Consider the following 16,079-nt stretch of genomic DNA (forward strand, 5'->3'; position numbering starts at 1 on the left):
TCACGCGTCTTCCCTGGTGAGCCGGACGGGGAAGTCGGCGTGCCGGAAGGGCGAGGGCACGCCGTGACGCCGGGCCTCGTCCGGGTCGGCGACCTCGGTGAACTCGACGATGAGACCGCTCTTGACGGCGAACACCGCGTCACCGTCGATGTAGGGGCTGTCGGCCACGAACAGGTGCGTGGTCAGCGGGCGCATGCCGGGGGCCTCGGCGATGAGGTGGATGTGCGCCGGCCGGTAGGGGTGGCGCCGGGCGGCCTGGAGCAGTCCGCCGACGGGGCCGTCGGTGGGGATCGGGTAGTGGCTGGGCACGACGGTCCGGAACCGGAAGCGGCCGTGCTCGTCTGCGGTGAAGAGGCCTCGGCCGTTCCCGGGCGGCTGCTCGTCCGGCCGCTGCACGTCGTAGAAGCCGTGCTCGTCGCACTGCCACACGTCGAGTGAGGCGCCGGGCACGGGGGCGCCGGTCTCGTCGGTGACGCGGCCGGTCACCACGCACGGCGTCCCGGTCCCGATGAGGTCGATCGTGTCGCCGAGCGCGCGGCGGGGTGATTCGGTCATGTGGAACGGGCCGAGGACGGTGCCCTGGGTGCCGCGCGGATCGGTGTTGATCGTCTCGACCAGGGTGGAGATTCCGAGTACGTCGGACAGCAGCACGAACTCCTGCCGGGTCGGGGTGCAGGCGTGCCCGACGGCGGTGAGGAAGTCGACGGCCTGCTCCCACTCCCGCTGGGTCGGCCGCAGCTCCCGCACGAGGGCGTGCAGGTGGCGGGTCACCGCCTGGAGCACCTGGCGGGTTCGCGCGTCGGGCGTGCCGTCGAAGCTGGCGGCGGCTTCTTCGACCACTCCCGTCTCGGTGGCGTCCATGCTCATGATCGCTCTCCCATCTCGGCGAATCGGTCGGCGAACCAGTCCGCGACGTAGGCGGTGCGTTCGTCGGCGTGGTTGTAGAGGGTGTGCTCGCCGTCCTCCCAGACGCGCAGTGTCGCATCGCCGTGGTCGGCGGCGTCGAGGAACGGGCGCTGCTCGTCGAGGGCGACGATCTGGTCGGCTCCGCCGTGGAGCACCAGGACCGGGCAGGAGATCCGGTCTTCGGGCCGCAGCGCGATCCGGTCGAAGTTGCGCCGGACCGCCTCGGGGTCGGTGGTGCCGAGCATCGCGGCGGCCTGCTCGGCGAAGGCGCGGAACGCCAGCAGCCGCGGCCGTGCGGGGGCGCCGTTGACGCACACCGCGTTCACCCGCCGGTCGGACGCCGCGGTCGTCGCGGCGAACAGGCCGCCCATGCTGTTGCCCCACAGGCCGATGCCCGTGCCGAGGCCGGGACGCGCGGCCGCCTCGTCGACGAAGCCGCTGTAGGCGGCGCGCACATCGACGTCGAGGTGGATCCCGCCGGTCAGCCGGGGTTCCCCCTGTCCGGGGCCTTCGGCGAGCAGGGCGGCGATCCCCCGCCGGTTGAGGGCCTCGGCCTGGCGCGTGTAGGCCGCGCCCCAGCCGCTCTGCCCGCCGAATATCACGACGGTGCCGCGCGCCGGTCCGGCCGGCCGGACCAGCCAGCCGGTGAGGCGACCGCCTTCGAAGGGCGGCTCGATCCGCTCCCAGGCCGGAGTCGCCACCCGTCCCGCGCCGGCCGCGGCGTCGCTCATCCGCGCGTACAGCTCGCGTTTGCGGGCGTCGTCGAAGTTGAAGGCCATCTGCGCGAACAGGTAGCAGGCGATCGCGGCGCGGTAGGCCTCGCCGGAGGTGACGTGCCGTCCGTCGGCCTCGGCCGCCGCGGCCCGCTCGGTCTGGGCGTCGCCGAGCCGTTCGGCCGCGATGTCCCAGGGCACCCCCTCGCCGGTGAGCCTGCGCAGCGCGAGCGCGTCGGCGTGGTCCATGCCGCAGTCCAGGAGCCTCGTCATCGGCATGGCACGCCAGAGGACGTCGGCTGGGGGGAGGCCGGCCGCCGGGTTCGCGTTCTTCATGCCGGGGTCCTTTCGGTGGTCCAGGCGAGCCGGTCGCGCAGCGCGTCGACGGCCGCCGGGAGTTCGGCGAGGGAGCCCGCCCAGAACAGGTGGAAGTCGGGTCGCCCGATGAAGGCCTGCACTCCCTCGGCGGCGAAGTAGGCGGCGTAGGCGCCCTCGACGTCCTCGACCGAGTCGGGGGCGCCGGGCGCGACCGTCGCGGTGACCGCGGGCAGGTCGGCGAGGAACGCGAGCTGCCCGGGGGAGAGGAGGCTGCGCACGTCGGCGGAGGCCACGACGCTGAACCCTGCGCCGACGACGTCGTCGAAGAGCCCTTCGGCCGCACCGCGCCGCACGACGCCCTGGGGGGTGAGCGTGCCGGCCTGCGGCGACGGAACGCCGTCGGCGGTCCGGTGCACCACCCCGTCCGTCAGCGTGGGAAACGGCGGCGGCGGCGCGGCCTGTCCGGAACGGAAGGCGGCGTCGCGTGCGGCGGCCTCCCGCGGGTCGTGGGTGTTGGCGACCTTGCCCAGCGCCGACGAGATCTCGGTGATCGCGGTCGCGTGCGGGCGGCGTTCGGCCTCGTAGGTGTCCAGGAGCGCGTCGCCGGCCCTGCCGCGCAGGACGAGGTCGAGCTTCCAGGCCAGCGTGATGCCGTCGCGCATGCCGGAGCAGGCGCCCTGGCCCATGTACGGCGGGGTGGTGTGGGCGGCGTCTCCGGCCAGGAAGACGCGGCCGCGGCGCCACGACTCGGCGATCCGTCCTTCGAAGGTGTAGACGACCTGGCGCAGGATCCTGACGTCGTCGGGGCCCAGTCCGTGGGTTCGGCCGAGCCACTTCCAGGCGAACGCGGGGTCCTCGTAGTCGTGCTGGTCCTCGCCGTCGAGCACGGCGAGTTCGAACCGCTGGCGGCTCCTGCCGATCGGCATGTGCATGTGGCCGCGTTCGGGGTCGCAGTACTGGGTCGTGCGGGCGAACCGCTCGGGCAGCGGCCGCAGCCGTTCGGTGTCGATGTTGAGCCAGCGGTCGGCCACCCCGTTGTCGCTGCGCCCGATGCCGAGGGAGGCGCGTACGAAGCTGTTCGCGCCGTCCGCTCCGACCAGGTACTTCGCGGTGACGGTGCGTTCCTCTGCCGCGTGCGACCACTGGCCGGTGCGGGACTGCGTCCAGGGGCGGACGGTCACCTCGACCCGGTCGCCGTCCGGCTGGACCCGCACGACGGACCGGCCCTGGTGGACCTCGACGTTGCCGGTGGCCCGCACGTGCGCGTCGATGGCGTCCTCGATGTCGGGCTGGTACATGGAGATGTGGGCGGGATGGCCCGCGGAGGAGCCGCTCCAGTCGAGTTCGAGCAGCTGCTCGCCCGCGCCGTTGAGGTAGCGGTAGTCCGACACCGGGAGGGCGTCCCGCATGGCGTGCTCCAAATCGCCCGCCGACTGGATGATCCGCGCCGTCTCGCCGTCGATGTGCGTCAGCCGCGGCAGGCCGTACAGGCTGGGCCAGCGCTCGAACACCACGACGCGGTGCCCCCGCTTGCCCAGGGCCGACGCCAGGACGAGGCCGGTCGGTCCGTAACCGACGATCGCGACGTCGTACTCGTTGTTCATGGTCTCTCCCGTTCGAAGGAGCCTGCGCTCCTGATGACGGGATCGACGCTAGGCAACATCACCGTTTCGTCCGATCCGGTACCCGACAGGGTGATCCGGGGCACGCCACGGGTTGTGCCGGCGGTCACATGATCAGGACCGGAGGGTCTCCGACGGCGGGACGCCGTAGTGCTCGCGGTAGCTTCCCGCGAAGCGCGGCACGTGGGTGAAACCCCAGCGCAGCGCGATGTCGGCCACCGTCGCGCCGCCGGGCCGCGCCGCCTGCAGGTCCCGATGGGCGCGTTCCAGGCGCGTCCTGAGCAGGAACTCCCTGGGGCTGACGCCCGTGTGCTCCTTGAAGTACCGCTGGAGGGAGCGCTGCGAGACCCCCGTCTTCGCGGCCAGCCGTTCGACGGTGTGCTCCTTCTCGGGGCTCGCCTCGATCAGGTCGATGGCGCGCTTGAGCGGGCCCGGCCGGCTGGGGCCGATCCGCCGCGCCGCGAGCTGCTCGGAGTAGTCGTGCGGTTGCGCCAGGAGCAGCCCGGTCATGAGGAAACGCGCCCACGGGCTGTGCTCTCCCATCATCGCCAGCCCGCCGGAGCCCTCCAGGTCGCGCACCAGCAGCCGCACGGCCCGCGCCCACGAGGCGGCCGCGGGAACGGTCAGGTCCATGGCGGGACGGAACCCGATGGGCCCGGGGACCGTCCGCTCGAGGAGCTCCTCCAGATGGCGCTCCAGGGCGTGCCGTTCGATGCGCACGTGGAGCTGGCGGTAGCCGTCGCTGAGCCGCATCTTCGCCAGCATGCGCGGCGAGATGATCCCCGCGGTCCGCTCCGCGACCAGGACGTCGGCGTCACCGGCGCTCAGCAGGTTGCGTCCCGCCAGCGCCAGATTCACGTCGTAGTACGACACCTGCTCGGTGAGCTCCGCCCCGAGCGCGCCTCCCGTGCTGCTCCCGTACACCAGGGTGACGGGCCCCAGCGACACCGCGGCCAGATCGGACCTGACGTCGCCGCGGTCCGCGGGTACCAGGCGGTGCGGGGTCAAGAACGCCGAAACCCCGGCGCAGAACTCCTCGACGCCCGCCGATCGCAAGATCGTGTGCCGCTCCAGCACCCCGAATCGCGACATCCCCACCTCGCAACCATGGAATCGGCCCTGTCGCTTCGCACCGAATGCTACCCGCGCCCTGTGGCGAAGCGTGCTCGTCCGCATCGAGAATCCGGTTCTCGATGTGCGGCCCGACGGTGCGGCCCGGCTCAGCGGCTCACGGCGGTCTCCCGCCCCACACACGACAACTTCTCGGGATTGCGCACGTGGTAGAGGCCGGTGATGCCGCCGTTCCCGACCCGCACCGCCAGCACGCCGTCGATCTCCCCGTTGATCCGGACGAGCAGGCCGGGGCCGCCGTTGACCTGCACCGGCTCGACCGATCTTGCGATGCCATGCCTGTACCAGCCGTTGGCCAGCAGGCGAGCCACCTTCGCGGCCCCCACGATGGGCCGCAGCAGGGCGCGTTTGACTCCGCCGCCGTCGCTCAGGGCGACGACGTCCGGCGCGAGGACGTCGAGCAGGCGCTGCAGATCGCCGGTTTCGACCGCTCGCTGGAAGGCCTGGAGCACGGCCCGGGTCTCGGCCGGGGAGACGGTGCCGCGCGGCCGGCGCGCGGCGACGTGCGCCCGTGCCCGATGGGCGATCTGGCGTACGGCGGCGGGGGTCTTGTCGACGGCTTCGGCGATCTCGCCGTACTCCAGGTCGAACACCTCGCGCAGCACGAACACCGCCCGCTCGGTCGGTGCGAGCGTCTCCAGCACCAGCATCATCGCCATCGAGACGCTGTCGGCGAGCTCGACGTCCTCGGCCACATCGGGCGCGGTCAGCAACGGCTCGGGCAGCCACGGCCCGACGTAGGACTCCCTGCGCCGGCCGAGCGCACGCAGCCGGTCCAGCGCCTGCCGGGTGACGATCCGCACCAGGTAGGCGCGCTCCTCCCGTACGGTGCCGAGATCCACGCCCACCCACCGCAGCCAGGTCTCCTGCAGGACGTCCTCGGCGTCGGCGGCCGAGCCGAGCATCTCGTAGGCGACGGTGAAGAGCAGGTTGCGGTGGGCGACGAACGCCCCGGTGGCGCGGTCCACGCGCTCTGCACGGCCGGGCGGTCCGGCTGCGTCTGCGATCGGTTCACTGCGCTCGCTCATGCCCGGCTCCCGCCCCTTCGCCCTCGGTCCTGCCACACGCACAAGACGCCGGTCCCCGCCGTTCTGTGACACCCGCGGCCGGTGGCCCACGTCACACGATCGCGGGTGTCACAGGGGCCGGGACGCCGGCGTCTGGTGTTCGTCAGGACGCCACGAGCCGGGACCGGGAAGGAAAGGCCTCCGGTCCCGGGCGCTCACACGGAGAAGGTAGCCCGGTACATGAACGACACAGCTCTGCCCGACCCCCGCCGCTGGTGGGGGCTGGTGGTCATCGCCCTCGCCCAGTTGATCGTGGTGCTGGACATGACCATCGTCAACATCGCCCTGCCGTCCGCCCAGCAGGACCTCGGCATGACCGACGGGAACCGGCAGTGGGCCATCACCGCCTACACCCTGGCCTTCGGCGGTCTGCTGCTGCTCGGCGGCCGCCTCGGCGACCTGTTCGGACGCAGGCGCAGCTTCATCATCGGCCTGATCGGCTTCGCCGGCGCCTCCGCGCTCGGCGGCGCCGCCACCGGCCCCGGCATGCTCTTCGCGGCCCGCGCCCTGCAGGGCGTCTTCGCCGCGCTGCTGGCCCCCGCCGCGCTGTCCCTGCTGAACACGACCTTCACCGACCCGCGCGAACGCGGCAAGGCGCTCGGCGTGTTCGGAGCCCTCGCGGGCGCCGGCGGTGCCGTCGGCATGCTGGTCGGCGGCTTCCTGACCGAGTACCTGGACTGGCGCTGGTGCCTGTACGTCAACGCCCCGGTGGCCGCCGTCGCGGTGGTCGGCGCGCTCGTGACGCTCAAGGACCCGGGCCGCGGCACCGGTGCCCGGCTGGACGTCCCGGGCGCCGTGCTGGGCACCGCCGGCGTGCTGTCCGTCGTCTACGGCTTCGGCGAGGCCGAGTCCCGCGGCTGGGACGACACCCGGGTACTGGCCCTGCTGATCGGCGGCGTGGTGGTCCTCGGGGTCTTCTGGCTGTGGCAGACCCGCGCCCGGACGCCGCTGCTGCCCCTGCACATCGTCAAGGACCGCCAGCGGGCGGGCGCCTTCCTGACGATGGTCCTGGTCACCGTCACCATGTTCGGCGTCTTCCTGTTCCTGACCTACTACCTGCAGGGCATCAAGGGCTGGTCGCCGCTGGAGACCGGGGTGGCCTACCTGCCGATGACCGCCTGCATGATCATCGGTTCCACGCAGATCTCGGCGCGGCTGCTGCACCGGGTGCCGGCCCGCGCGCTGATGGTGCCCGGCCTGGTACTGGCCGCCGGAGGCCTGGCCTTCCTGGCCTCCATGGGCGTCGACGCCACCTACTCCGGGCACGTCCTGCCGGGCATCTGCATGATGGGCCTCGGCATGGGCGTCACCTTCATGGCGGCCATCTCCACGGCCACCGGCCGCGTCGCCCCGCACGAGCAGGGGGCGGCCTCGGCCACCCTCAACACCATGCAGCAGGTGGGCGGTTCGGTCGGCATCGCGCTGCTCAACACGATCGCGGCCGGCGCGACCGCGGACCGGCTGGCCGACCACCGGGTCGACCCCGCCGGGCAGGCGCCGCAGGTGAGGGCGGCGCTGGCGGAGGCGACGGTGCACGGCTACTCCGTGGCGACCTGGCTCTCCGCGGGCATCATCCTGCTGGCCGCGGTGGTCGCGGGCGTCCTCATCAACGCCAAGGCGCCCGACCGGCAGACCGGTGCGGCGGGCGGCGACCACGAGGCCGGGACCGTCGAGGAGCCGGTCCCGGCGGGCTGACCGCCGGCGCGCCGGCCGGCTACGAGCCCGCCCGGGGGCCGACCGCGCAGAGGCCTGCCCGTGCCGTTCGGCCGGAGCCGATGGCTCCGGCCGAACGGCGGTGCACCGGTTCGCCCTCCGGCCGGGAGGGGTTCGGGTCACAGGGGGAAGTAGACCCGGACGCCGGGGCGGTAGGCGTCGCGCAGGACGAGCCAGAGATAGCGTCCGGCGTTGCGCAGGTAGGCGTCGTCGGAGAACGCGGCGCGCCTGATCGCGGGGAGGGCGGGCTCGGCGGCGTCGCCGAGGTAGGTGAGGGAGTTGAGGGCCTGCAGCCGGACTCCGGGGTCGGGGTGGCGGTCCAGGGTGTCGGCCAGGAAGGGCACCGCCTGCGCGGTGCGGCCCAGGAGCGCCAGGGTCTCGGCGACCACGACGCGGACCTGGGGCGACGGTTCGTCCTTCAGGCGTCCGGCGAGGGTCTTCGCCGCCGGAGCGGCGTCCTTGCCGAGCATGAGCAGCCCGGAGGCCGCCCAGTAGCGGACGACCTCGTTGCCGTCGTCCAGGTCGCGGACGAGCAGGGGCAGCCGGGCGGGGTCGCGCCGGATGGCGGTCGCGGCGACGTCCAGGACGCGGCGCAGCGGGTAGGCGCCGGGGGCGCGGCTCTGGTCGTAGCCTTCCAGCGGGGAGCCTTCGGGGATGAACCCGTTGTCGTTGACGTCCAGGAGATGCGCGTCGAGGGCCTTGCGGAGCCGGTCGAGGACGGCGCGGTGGGCGGGGTCGCGTGCGAGGTCGGCCACCTCGTCGGGGTCGGCGCGCAGGTCGTAGAGCTCCTCGGCGGGCTTGGTGCGCCAGAAGCGGTCCTGGACGTCGGTGAGGGTGCCGTCGAGGTGCGCCTGCTCCCAGTCCTGGTAGCCCTTCTGCTGCCAGGCGTAGGCCTGGTGCTGGCCCCAGGGGCGGTGCGGGCTGTAGTTGCGGATGTAGCGGTAGCGCTCGTCGCGCACGGTGCGGACCATGTCATAGCGCTCGTCCATGCGGTTGCGCACGGCGAAGGCGTAGGCGGGCCGGCTCCGGCGGGTCAGGGGGGTGCCGCGCATGTGGGCGGGAGGCCGGATCCCGGCCAGGGCGAGCACGGTGGGGGCCAGGTCGAGGGAGGTGACGGGCTCGGTGACGGCGGAGCCGGGTGCGGCCGGTGCCAGGTGGGCCCACTTGTCGGGGAATCGGACGATCAGGGCGGTGCGCAGGCCGCTGTCGTAGCAGTGGCGTTTGCTGCGCGGCAGGGCGCCGCCGTTGTCGGAGTAGTAGAAGACGATCGTGTCGTCGGCCAGGCCGTCCTTCTCCAGCTCGTCCAGGCGCGCGGCGACCCAGGAGTCCATCTCGGCCATGCGGTCGTGGTAGCGGGCCCGGTCGGCCCTGATCCGCGGGGTGTCGGGCAGGTAGGCGGGCACCCGCACGTCCTCGGGCCGGGTCCGCCCCGCGCCGGTGAGGAACAGGCTGGTCTCGTGGGTGATCCTCGTGTTGAACACCGAAAGGAACGGTTTGCCCTTCGGCCGCCGCCTCCAGTGCGCGAAGGGCCCGGACAGGTCCCACACCTCGGCGGGGCGGAAGGGCGCGTTGTAGTCGGTCTTCTCGTTGTTCGTGCAGAAGTAGCCCGCCTGGCGCAGGTACTCGGGGTACCCGCGCAGGAAGGCGGGGATGTTCCCCTCGGCCCGCATGTGCTGCGCGGGTCCGCAGCTCTCCGGCGGCATCCCGGTCAGGATCGCGAACCGCGACGGCGCGCAGACAGGGGCGCTGGAGAAGGCGTTCTCGTACCGCACGCCTTCGCGGGCGAGGCGGTCGAGCGTGGGCGTGCGCGCCAGCGGGTCCCCGTAAGCGCCGATGAACGGGTTGTTGTCCTCGCTCACCAGCCACAGGATGTTCGGCCCCCGCGCCTCCTGCGCACCGGCTTGGTCCGCCAGGCCCGCGGTGAGCAGGCCCCCCGCGCTCGCGGCCAGCATCCTTCTGCGCGACATCCACGAAACCATCTGTTTCTACCTCTTGCAGGCGACTGGTGATGATCTCAGATGCCGTGCGGCGGCCATGGATGTCAACCGCCGCATGTGGCCACGCGAAGGGAGGCGGCCTGCCGCGCTCACCGAGGGGTCTCATGAGTCCTCGCCCGGAAAGGGCCGCGCACGCCGCACCCCGTGCCCCCCCGAGACCGCGCCGGGCGGGCGGCGGGACGCCGCCGCTCGCCGAGCCCGGTCCTGCGACGTGGGCGGTCATGCCTCCCCGTCAGGGTCGGTCCGCGGGACGTCCCTGACGAACACGATCCCGTCGTTTCCGGGCAGGTGGGCCGGGTCCAGCGGGGAGTAGCCGTAGTAGGGGGACACGCGGGGGACGGGCCGCGCGTCACCGAGGGCGGTGGCCAGCCGGGAGGCGTCGACGACGTAGCGGTCCTCCGGCAGCGCGTACAGGAGCCCTTCGAGGGTCTCCGGCGGCGGGGCGTGCACTCCCCGGTGCCGGATCGTGCCGAGGGCCGTGGCCAGGAAGGAGTACTCCCCGCCCAGGCGGGCGCTCACGATCGCGCCGGCGCTCCACCAGCTCACCGGCAGCCCTCCCATGCTCATCGTGAGCTTGTGGCGCTGGAGATGGCCGTTGTGGGCGTGGACCAGCACGGGGCCCTGCTCGGCGACGGCGAAGAGGTTGTCGGCCATCATCGAGTCCCGCAGGCCCCCCAGCCGCGCCAGGCGGCTCGGCGACGTGTCGGCCATCCAGAAGTGGTAGCGCAGCAGGCCGGTGGCGGTGCGCCCGTACAGGCGCGCCCTGTTCCAGCCGTCCCGCGAGGGCTCCTCGATCAGGTCCGGCGTCTGCGCGTCGAGCAGCGCCACCAGGTCGTCGGCGAGCAGCCGCAGCCGCCCGGCCTCGGCCGACTGCCCCACCGACCGGGACGGGTCCATCATCGCGGCGGGGTTCGTCCACCGCTCGTCGGCGCCGAGCAGGCGCTCGAGCGTCTCCGCGGTGCAGGGCAGCAGCCCCGCGTCCACCCTGGCCGCCAGGTGATCGTGGAGCGCGGTCAGGGACTGCCGGGGGCTCGCGGCGGCGGTGATCTCCAGCGGCCCGTCGAAACCGGCGAAGCGGACCATTTCTGAGGCGGGCCGGCCGTCGTTGTAGGCGCGCATCCAGCGCACGAGCTCGCGGTTGGCCGCGGACGCCCCCCACCCGTGGCTGAACCCGCCCGCCATGACCTCGTCGAGGCTCCCCGTGCCCGAGATGACGTGGTCGTCCACGACCAGCCCCATCATGCAGTCGCTCTCGATCGCGATCCACCGGTACCCCTCCTGCTCGACGAGCTGCCGGAAGAGCTCGTTGCGCAGGTCGAGCAGGGTGTCCTCGCCGTGGGTCGGCTCGCCCAGCGCGAGCATCCGCGGCCGGGCCGGGAGCAGCCCCATGACGGCTGCGGCATCGACGGAACGAACGGCGTCTTTGATGTCAGTGACCATGCATGCAACGGTATCTTTGAACACTCAATTGAGACTTTTCCTAAACTTCAGCCGGGTTATGAGGCAAAACCCTCAAAAGGCTGATCAGCCCCGGTCGGCTGCGGGCCTCTCCGGTGAAGAACTCTCGGAGCACGAGAAATCCTCGTAGGCTCACCTCGTGCGAGAACACCCTCTGCGTATCGTCACCCGTTCCTCTCCCATGGCGATGGCGCAGGCCCGCCTCGTGGCGGCCCGCCTGCGAAGCGCGTATCCCGGCCTCGCCGTCGAACTGCTTCCGGTGACGACCGCGGGCGACCGGTGGTCCGGCGCGCTCAGCCGACCGGGAGACAAGGGGGCGTTCACGAAGGAGGTCGACGCCGCGCTCCTGACCGGGGAGGCCGACCTGGCCGTCCACTGCCTCAAAGACGTCCCCGCCGACCGACCCCTGCCGCCGGGGACGGCCTTCGCGGCCTTCCTTCCGCGCGAGGACCTGCGTGACGCCCTCGTCCACCGCGGCGGCCTTACCTTGGACGAGCTGGAGGAGGCGGGAGCACGGGTCGGAACGTCATCGGTCCGGCGCGTCGCCCAGCTGGCGGCCTCCCATCCGGGGCTGCGCTGCGTGCCGATCCGCGGCAACGCCGACCGCCGGCTGGAGAAGTACGACGCGTTCGAGTGCGACGCGTTGATCCTCGCCGTGTGCGGGCTACGGCGGATCGGACGGCAGGAGCGAATCAGCCACATCCTCGACCTCGAGATGATGTGCCCGCCGCTCGGCGCGGGCGTCCTGGTCCTCCAGTGCCGCCAGGACGACGAGGAGACGGCCACCGCGGCGGGCGCGCTGAACGATCCCGCCGCGTGGCGGGAGGCCACCGCCGAGCGGACGCTGCTGCACGTCCTGCGAGGGCACTGCAACTCGCCCGTCGCCGGGTACGCCAGTCACGGTGCCGACGGGCGGCTCTCCCTGCGTGCCAAGGTCTTCAGCCCGGACGGCAGGACCGTCCTGAACGCCCACGAACAGGCAGGGGCGTCGGACCCCGAGGCCCTCGGCACGGCCGTGGCCCTCGCCTTGCTCCGCCAGGGGGCACGGGAGGTCATCGACGCCATCCCGCACTGAAGGGCGGCGGTTCCGGCGCCGTTTCGAAGCCCGCTCGGCGGTCTCGGCCACAGAAGTCGGCCGCTCTCCACGGGCTTCCCGCGACGCCCGTCGGCGGAGCGGCCCGTTCCTAGGCGACCGTGAGTACGATCTTGCCCTGGATGTGGCCTCGGGAGGCGCGCTCGTGCGCTGCCCGGGCGTCCGCGAGCGCGAACGTGCTGTCGATCGCGACGCGGACCGTGCCCGCGTCGAGCAGGCGCCCCAGGTCGGCGAGCTGCGCGCCGTTCGAGCGGACCTGGGTGATGGAGACCGTGACGCCCAGCTTCGCGTTCTCTTCTTCGTCGAATCGGCCGGGGAACACGGGGAACTGGGAGCCGCCGCGCTTGAGGGTGTGCAGGAGGCGTCTGCTGTCGGGGCCGCCGACGGTGTCGAGAACGAGGTCGACATCGCGTACGACCTCCTCGGGACGGTGCCGGGTGTAGTCGATGAACTCGTCGGCGCCCAGTTCTCTCAGGAACGGTTCGTGGGTGCCCGATGCCACCGCGATGACACGCGCGCCCTTCCATTTCGCCAGTTGCAGCGCGAAGTGGCCCACGCCGCCCGCGGCGCCGTTGATGAGCACCGTCATGCCGGCGTCGAGGGGCACCGGACGGTGCTTCGCCGCCTGGAAGGTGGGCGGGTGGTCGTGTCCGAGCTCGATCAGGAACTGCCACGCGGTGAGCCCGGCCATGGGCGCCCCGGCGGCGTGCACGTGATCGATGCCGGCCGGCTTGAGCGCGAGGTCCGACGCGGGCGCGGCCGCGTACTCGGCATAGGCGCTGCCGTCGAAGCCGGGGAAGCGAAGGAGGCCGAAGACCTCGTCGCCGACGGAGAGGCCGTCCACGTCCGCGGCGACCGCCTCGACGACGCCCGACAGGTCGGTCCCCGGAATCACGGGCAGGTCGAACTTCGGCCTCGTCTCCGGAGGCAGGCCGGACATCCCGGCGCGCAGGTACCAGTCGGGGGGGTTGACGCCGGCCGCGTGCACGCGGACGAGCACCTCGCCCGGCCCCGGCTCGGGAACCGGCACCTCGTCGTCACGCAGGACCTCGGGGCCGCCGTGCTCGTGGAGCCGGATCGCCCTCATCGTGTGTGTCGGCATCGTCTCTCCTTCCCGCACCGCGGGATAGGCTTATTCGGATCAGTGGTCCACCTATATGGACCACTGATCCGAATATATGGACCACCGATCCGTTTAGTCAAGGGGACGTATGCGGGCAGACGCCAGGAAGAACCGCGACCACCTGCTCGCGGTCGCGGGCACCGCCATCACCGAGCAGGGCGCCGACGTGTCGCTGCGCGATATCGCACGCAGGGCCAATGTGGGGCTCGCGACGCTGCTCCGCCACTTCCCCACGCGCGAGGCGCTGCTCGACGCCCTGCTCCGCACGAGCTTCGACGAGCTGACGGCGAAGGCGGACGGGCTCGAGAAGTCGAACTCACCCGCAGACGCGCTGGTGTCGTGGCTGCGGGACTTCGTCGCCTGCGCCCGGGACTATCGCGGCGCCATCACGTCGATGATGACGGCCATCGAAGACGAGGAGTCCGCGCTGCACGCTTCGTGCGTCACGATGCGCGCGTCCGGCGCGCGGCTCCTCGCCCGCGCTCAGGCCGGGGGCGTGGCGCGAACCGACATCGACGGCGCCGACCTGTTCGCCCTGGCCGGGTCGCTCGCCTGGCTCGGCGAACAGCCCTCGTCCGCGCCGCGCGCCGACCACCTCTTCCACGTCGTCGTGAGCGCGATCCTGACGAGCGAGGGGAGCGGAGGCGCCGAGCCGTGAACCTGGTCCGCGGAGGCGGGCGCGTGCGTCCGCCCGCGAACCGGGAGGGGCATCCACCGGCGGTCCGCAGGCCGACGAAGGCCCACCCCTGTCAGGGGGTTTCCGGCAGGGGCGTCCAGCGTGCCGATCCGGCTTCTCCGTCGGGAATGCCCCAGCTGCGGATGCGGCGGGGGCGGATGCGGATGACCTCGCCGCTGAGGAAGTCCTCCGCGCCGCGCGGCACTCCGGTGACGGCCTCGGCACGGCCCCGGATCTCCATGCCGCGGACGGTCCAGGGCTGGAGGGAGGCGATGTCGTCCACCACGAAGGAGACTTCGGGGTTCTGCCGGATGTTGGCGAACTTGCGGCTCCCGCCCATGCGCCATCCTCCGATGTCGATGAACCCCTCCTCCGCGTTCACCTCGAAGCCGACCGGATTGTTCTGGAGGGTCCCGTCGGGGGCGAGGGTGGCCAGGCGGCCGAGGGGCTGGGCGGCGAGGTAGGCGAGTTCCTCTGCTGTGAAGATCATGCCGTTCATCGTGCGACTTGAAGTGCACTTCACGTCAAGGGCCGCCGAGCATCTTCAAAGGGAGGACCGGACGGCTCCAAGGCGGTGTCACGGGACGGCGTGCGCCGCGATCCCGTCGTACATCACACGCAGCGCGGCCTCGCTGAGCCGGCGCTGGTCGGCGGGCTCCGGGTGCCGGAGCATCGCGATCGCCAAAGAGAGGATCATCCCGTTGACGGCGCGGGCGGTGCCGTCGACGTCGAGGTCGGCGCGCATGCTGCCGAGGTCGACGCCGTGCGTCAGGTAGGCGGCGGTCAGGTGGGCGGCCGACTCGAAGAAGTCGAGCACGCGCTCGGCCATGGCCCTGTCGATGCCGGGCGCCTCGAACAGCAGCAGGCGCGGGACGCGGGGGTCCGTACCGTCTCCATCTGGACCGTCTGCAGCCGCCTGCGGGGCATCGCGTTCCAGTGCTCGCCCGCCCAGCTGAAGATGCTCACCGAGCACCGGCGCGGGGAGTCCGACCTGGTGTTGCGGGGTGGTAACTGGTACCTGTACGCGACCTGCGACGTCCCCGAGCCCGAGCAGTTCGATCCGGCTGCCTTCCTGGGTGTGGATCTGGGCATCGTGAACATCGCCACCACCAGCGACGGCGACCGCCACGCAGGCAGGCACCTCAACCAGGTCCGGCACAAGAACCGGCGGCTGCGCGCCAGGCTGCAGAAGAAGGGCACCAAGTCCGCGAAACGCCTCCTGCGCAAGCTGTCGGGCCGGGAGGCGCGGTTCGCGGCCGACACCAACCACCGCATCACCAAGCAGCTGGTGACCGAGGCTCAACGCACCTGCCGCGGCATCGCCCTGGAAGACCTGGGCGGCATCCGCGACAGGGTACGGCTCCGCAAGCCCCAGCGGGTCACCCTGCACTCCTGGTCCTTCGCCCAACTCGGCGGATTCGTCCCCTACAAGGCCACCCTGGCGGGGGTGCCGGTGGTGTTCGTCGACCCCCGCCACACCTCTCAGGAATGCAGCCGCTGCCACCACATCAGCCGGAGCAACCGGCCTGATCAATCCACTTTTCTTTGCACGTCGTGCGGCTTCGCTGAGCACGCCGACGCGAACGCAGGCCGCACCATCGCCCAACGCGGTGGAGTGGTCTGGGCAGTGAGTCACGCTGCCGACGACGCGGCCTGAACCACACCGGCCAGGTGCCGGGGAAGAGCTGCAAGCTCGGTCCTTCAGGGCCGAGAAGCTGACCCAGCACGGCGAAGCCACCCTGCTGCGCCCCACCTCGACGATCGACGCCCACCGCGAGGCCGTCCGCTTCCCACTGGAGGACTACACCTACGCGTGACCGGAATTCAGCCCTCCGCAGCGGACATCGGCCAGGGGACGGTGGCCTGGAGGACGGCCTCGCTCAGGGCCCGGCCCCGCAGCGCGGTGACCTCGTGGTACTCCGGATCGGCGACCATGGCGAGGAACGCTTCCCTGCTCGGATACTGCACGACGAGCACGGCATCCCACGCTTGGCCGTCCTCGGCGACCAGCGCCGTCGACCCCTGTCCGGCGTACAGGACCTTGCCGCCGTAGCGCTTGAGGAAGGGCGAGGTGCGCCGCGCGTACTCCTGGTAGGACGCCTGGCCGTCCGGGGAGAAGCGCAGGAGGTTGAGCATGACCACCGGCCCGCCGGGGTCTTCGGCCATCAGCCGCTTCAGGTCTTCTCCCCGCGGATCGACTGCCATCAAGCGCCCCTTCCCTGACGTCTCCAAGGGATACCAAGGTAGGGACGGCGCGGTTTC

The 16,079-nt window shown here is 72.2% G+C and carries 15 protein-coding genes; 4 read left to right on the plus strand and 11 right to left on the minus strand.

The window, feature by feature from the left end; genetic code table 11:
* The 5 genes from C2865_RS25305 to C2865_RS25325 all read right to left on the minus strand — a co-directional run bounded on the left by C2865_RS25305 (position 1) and on the right by C2865_RS25325 (position 5,718).
* Positions 1–867 (minus strand): dioxygenase family protein, encoded by an 867-nt coding sequence (locus tag C2865_RS25305; protein WP_106401049.1) that lies wholly within the window; start codon positions 865–867, stop codon positions 1–3.
* Complete coding sequence (locus tag C2865_RS25310; protein ID WP_110554891.1) at positions 864–1,955, minus strand: alpha/beta hydrolase; 1,092 nt, start codon at positions 1,953–1,955, stop codon at positions 864–866. Before C2865_RS25310 ends, C2865_RS25305 begins: the two co-directional genes overlap by 4 nt.
* The gene (gene mhpA, locus C2865_RS25315) at positions 1,952–3,541 is read right to left on the minus strand and encodes a bifunctional 3-(3-hydroxy-phenyl)propionate/3-hydroxycinnamic acid hydroxylase MhpA (RefSeq protein ID WP_106401050.1); all 1,590 of its coding nucleotides are present in this window, start codon (positions 3,539–3,541) and stop codon (positions 1,952–1,954) included. Before mhpA ends, C2865_RS25310 begins: the two co-directional genes overlap by 4 nt.
* Positions 3,542–3,673: 132 nt before the next feature.
* Positions 3,674–4,651 carry an AraC family transcriptional regulator gene (locus tag C2865_RS25320; protein WP_106401051.1) on the minus strand — a complete coding sequence of 326 codons (978 nt, stop codon included), beginning with the start codon at positions 4,649–4,651 and terminating at the stop codon, positions 3,674–3,676.
* Positions 4,652–4,779: 128 nt separating this feature from the next.
* Entirely contained in the window at positions 4,780–5,718 is a 939-nt protein-coding gene (locus tag C2865_RS25325) for an RNA polymerase sigma-70 factor (protein WP_106401052.1), read from the minus strand.
* 219 nt (positions 5,719–5,937) lie between these two features.
* On the opposite strand from C2865_RS25325, the gene C2865_RS25330 reads away from it, so the two are divergent.
* Positions 5,938–7,452 carry an MFS transporter gene (locus C2865_RS25330; protein WP_106401053.1) on the plus strand — a complete coding sequence of 505 codons (1,515 nt, stop codon included), beginning with the start codon at positions 5,938–5,940 and terminating at the stop codon, positions 7,450–7,452.
* 137 nt (positions 7,453–7,589) lie between these two features.
* Here the strand turns inward: C2865_RS25330 and C2865_RS25335 are convergent, their stop codons facing one another.
* Positions 7,590–9,437, minus strand: a complete 1,848-nt coding sequence (locus tag C2865_RS25335) for a sulfatase-like hydrolase/transferase (RefSeq protein ID WP_232835805.1) — start codon at positions 9,435–9,437, stop codon at positions 7,590–7,592.
* Between the two features lie 249 nt (positions 9,438–9,686).
* On the minus strand, positions 9,687–10,907 hold the full coding sequence (locus C2865_RS25340) for an erythromycin esterase family protein (RefSeq protein WP_106401055.1): 1,221 nt from the start codon (positions 10,905–10,907) through the stop codon (positions 9,687–9,689).
* A 157-nt stretch (positions 10,908–11,064) separates the two neighbouring features.
* On the opposite strand from C2865_RS25340, the gene hemC reads away from it, so the two are divergent.
* On the plus strand, positions 11,065–12,000 hold the full coding sequence (gene hemC / locus C2865_RS25345; protein ID WP_198653582.1) for a hydroxymethylbilane synthase: 936 nt from the start codon (positions 11,065–11,067) through the stop codon (positions 11,998–12,000).
* Positions 12,001–12,109: 109 nt separating this feature from the next.
* Here hemC and C2865_RS25350 read toward each other — a convergent pair whose 3' ends face one another.
* Positions 12,110–13,120, minus strand: a complete 1,011-nt coding sequence (locus tag C2865_RS25350) for an NADP-dependent oxidoreductase (RefSeq protein ID WP_198653583.1) — start codon at positions 13,118–13,120, stop codon at positions 12,110–12,112.
* Positions 13,121–13,229: 109 nt separating this feature from the next.
* Here C2865_RS25350 and C2865_RS25355 point away from each other — a divergent pair, with 109 nt between their 5' ends.
* Entirely contained in the window at positions 13,230–13,799 is a 570-nt protein-coding gene (locus C2865_RS25355) for a TetR/AcrR family transcriptional regulator (RefSeq protein ID WP_106401058.1), read from the plus strand.
* Positions 13,800–13,890: 91 nt separating this feature from the next.
* Here C2865_RS25355 and C2865_RS25360 read toward each other — a convergent pair whose 3' ends face one another.
* Positions 13,891–14,307 (minus strand): PPOX class F420-dependent oxidoreductase, encoded by a 417-nt coding sequence (locus C2865_RS25360; RefSeq protein ID WP_106401059.1) that lies wholly within the window; start codon positions 14,305–14,307, stop codon positions 13,891–13,893.
* 87 nt (positions 14,308–14,394) lie between these two features.
* On the minus strand, positions 14,395–14,646 hold the full coding sequence (locus tag C2865_RS25365) for a hypothetical protein (RefSeq protein ID WP_198653584.1): 252 nt from the start codon (positions 14,644–14,646) through the stop codon (positions 14,395–14,397).
* On the opposite strand from C2865_RS25365, the gene C2865_RS25370 reads away from it, so the two are divergent.
* Entirely contained in the window at positions 14,605–15,474 is an 870-nt protein-coding gene (locus C2865_RS25370) for an RNA-guided endonuclease InsQ/TnpB family protein (protein ID WP_332873385.1), read from the plus strand. The genes C2865_RS25365 and C2865_RS25370 overlap by 42 nt on opposite strands.
* Positions 15,475–15,641: 167 nt before the next feature.
* Here the strand turns inward: C2865_RS25370 and C2865_RS25375 are convergent, their stop codons facing one another.
* Complete coding sequence (locus C2865_RS25375; RefSeq protein WP_106401060.1) at positions 15,642–16,022, minus strand: DUF1330 domain-containing protein; 381 nt, start codon at positions 16,020–16,022, stop codon at positions 15,642–15,644.
* Positions 16,023–16,079 lie beyond the last annotated feature (57 nt).

Origin of the sequence: Actinocorallia populi (assembly GCF_002995495.1) — a bacterium.
In the GTDB taxonomy this organism is placed as follows: Bacteria; Actinomycetota; Actinomycetes; order Streptosporangiales; family Streptosporangiaceae; genus Actinocorallia; species Actinocorallia populi.

Bases quoted from the DNA above. Each gene is read 5' to 3' on its own strand.
- C2865_RS25305 (WP_106401049.1), bottom strand. From the start codon at position 867: ATGAGCATGGACGCCACCGAGACGGGAGTGGTCGAAGAAGCCGCCGCC.
- C2865_RS25355 (WP_106401058.1), top strand. From the start codon at position 13,230: ATGCGGGCAGACGCCAGGAAGAACCGCGACCACCTGCTCGCGGTCGCG.
- C2865_RS25310 (WP_110554891.1), bottom strand. From the start codon at position 1,955: ATGAAGAACGCGAACCCGGCGGCCGGCCTCCCCCCAGCCGACGTCCTC.
- C2865_RS25360 (WP_106401059.1), bottom strand. From the start codon at position 14,307: ATGATCTTCACAGCAGAGGAACTCGCCTACCTCGCCGCCCAGCCCCTC.
- C2865_RS25340 (WP_106401055.1), bottom strand. From the start codon at position 10,907: ATGGTCACTGACATCAAAGACGCCGTTCGTTCCGTCGATGCCGCAGCC.
- C2865_RS25320 (WP_106401051.1), bottom strand. From the start codon at position 4,651: ATGTCGCGATTCGGGGTGCTGGAGCGGCACACGATCTTGCGATCGGCG.
- C2865_RS25350 (WP_198653583.1), bottom strand. From the start codon at position 13,120: ATGCCGACACACACGATGAGGGCGATCCGGCTCCACGAGCACGGCGGC.
- C2865_RS25365 (WP_198653584.1), bottom strand. From the start codon at position 14,646: ATGGCCGAGCGCGTGCTCGACTTCTTCGAGTCGGCCGCCCACCTGACC.
- C2865_RS25330 (WP_106401053.1), top strand. From the start codon at position 5,938: ATGAACGACACAGCTCTGCCCGACCCCCGCCGCTGGTGGGGGCTGGTG.
- C2865_RS25325 (WP_106401052.1), bottom strand. From the start codon at position 5,718: ATGAGCGAGCGCAGTGAACCGATCGCAGACGCAGCCGGACCGCCCGGC.
- mhpA (WP_106401050.1), bottom strand. From the start codon at position 3,541: ATGAACAACGAGTACGACGTCGCGATCGTCGGTTACGGACCGACCGGC.
- C2865_RS25375 (WP_106401060.1), bottom strand. From the start codon at position 16,022: ATGGCAGTCGATCCGCGGGGAGAAGACCTGAAGCGGCTGATGGCCGAA.
- C2865_RS25335 (WP_232835805.1), bottom strand. From the start codon at position 9,437: ATGTCGCGCAGAAGGATGCTGGCCGCGAGCGCGGGGGGCCTGCTCACC.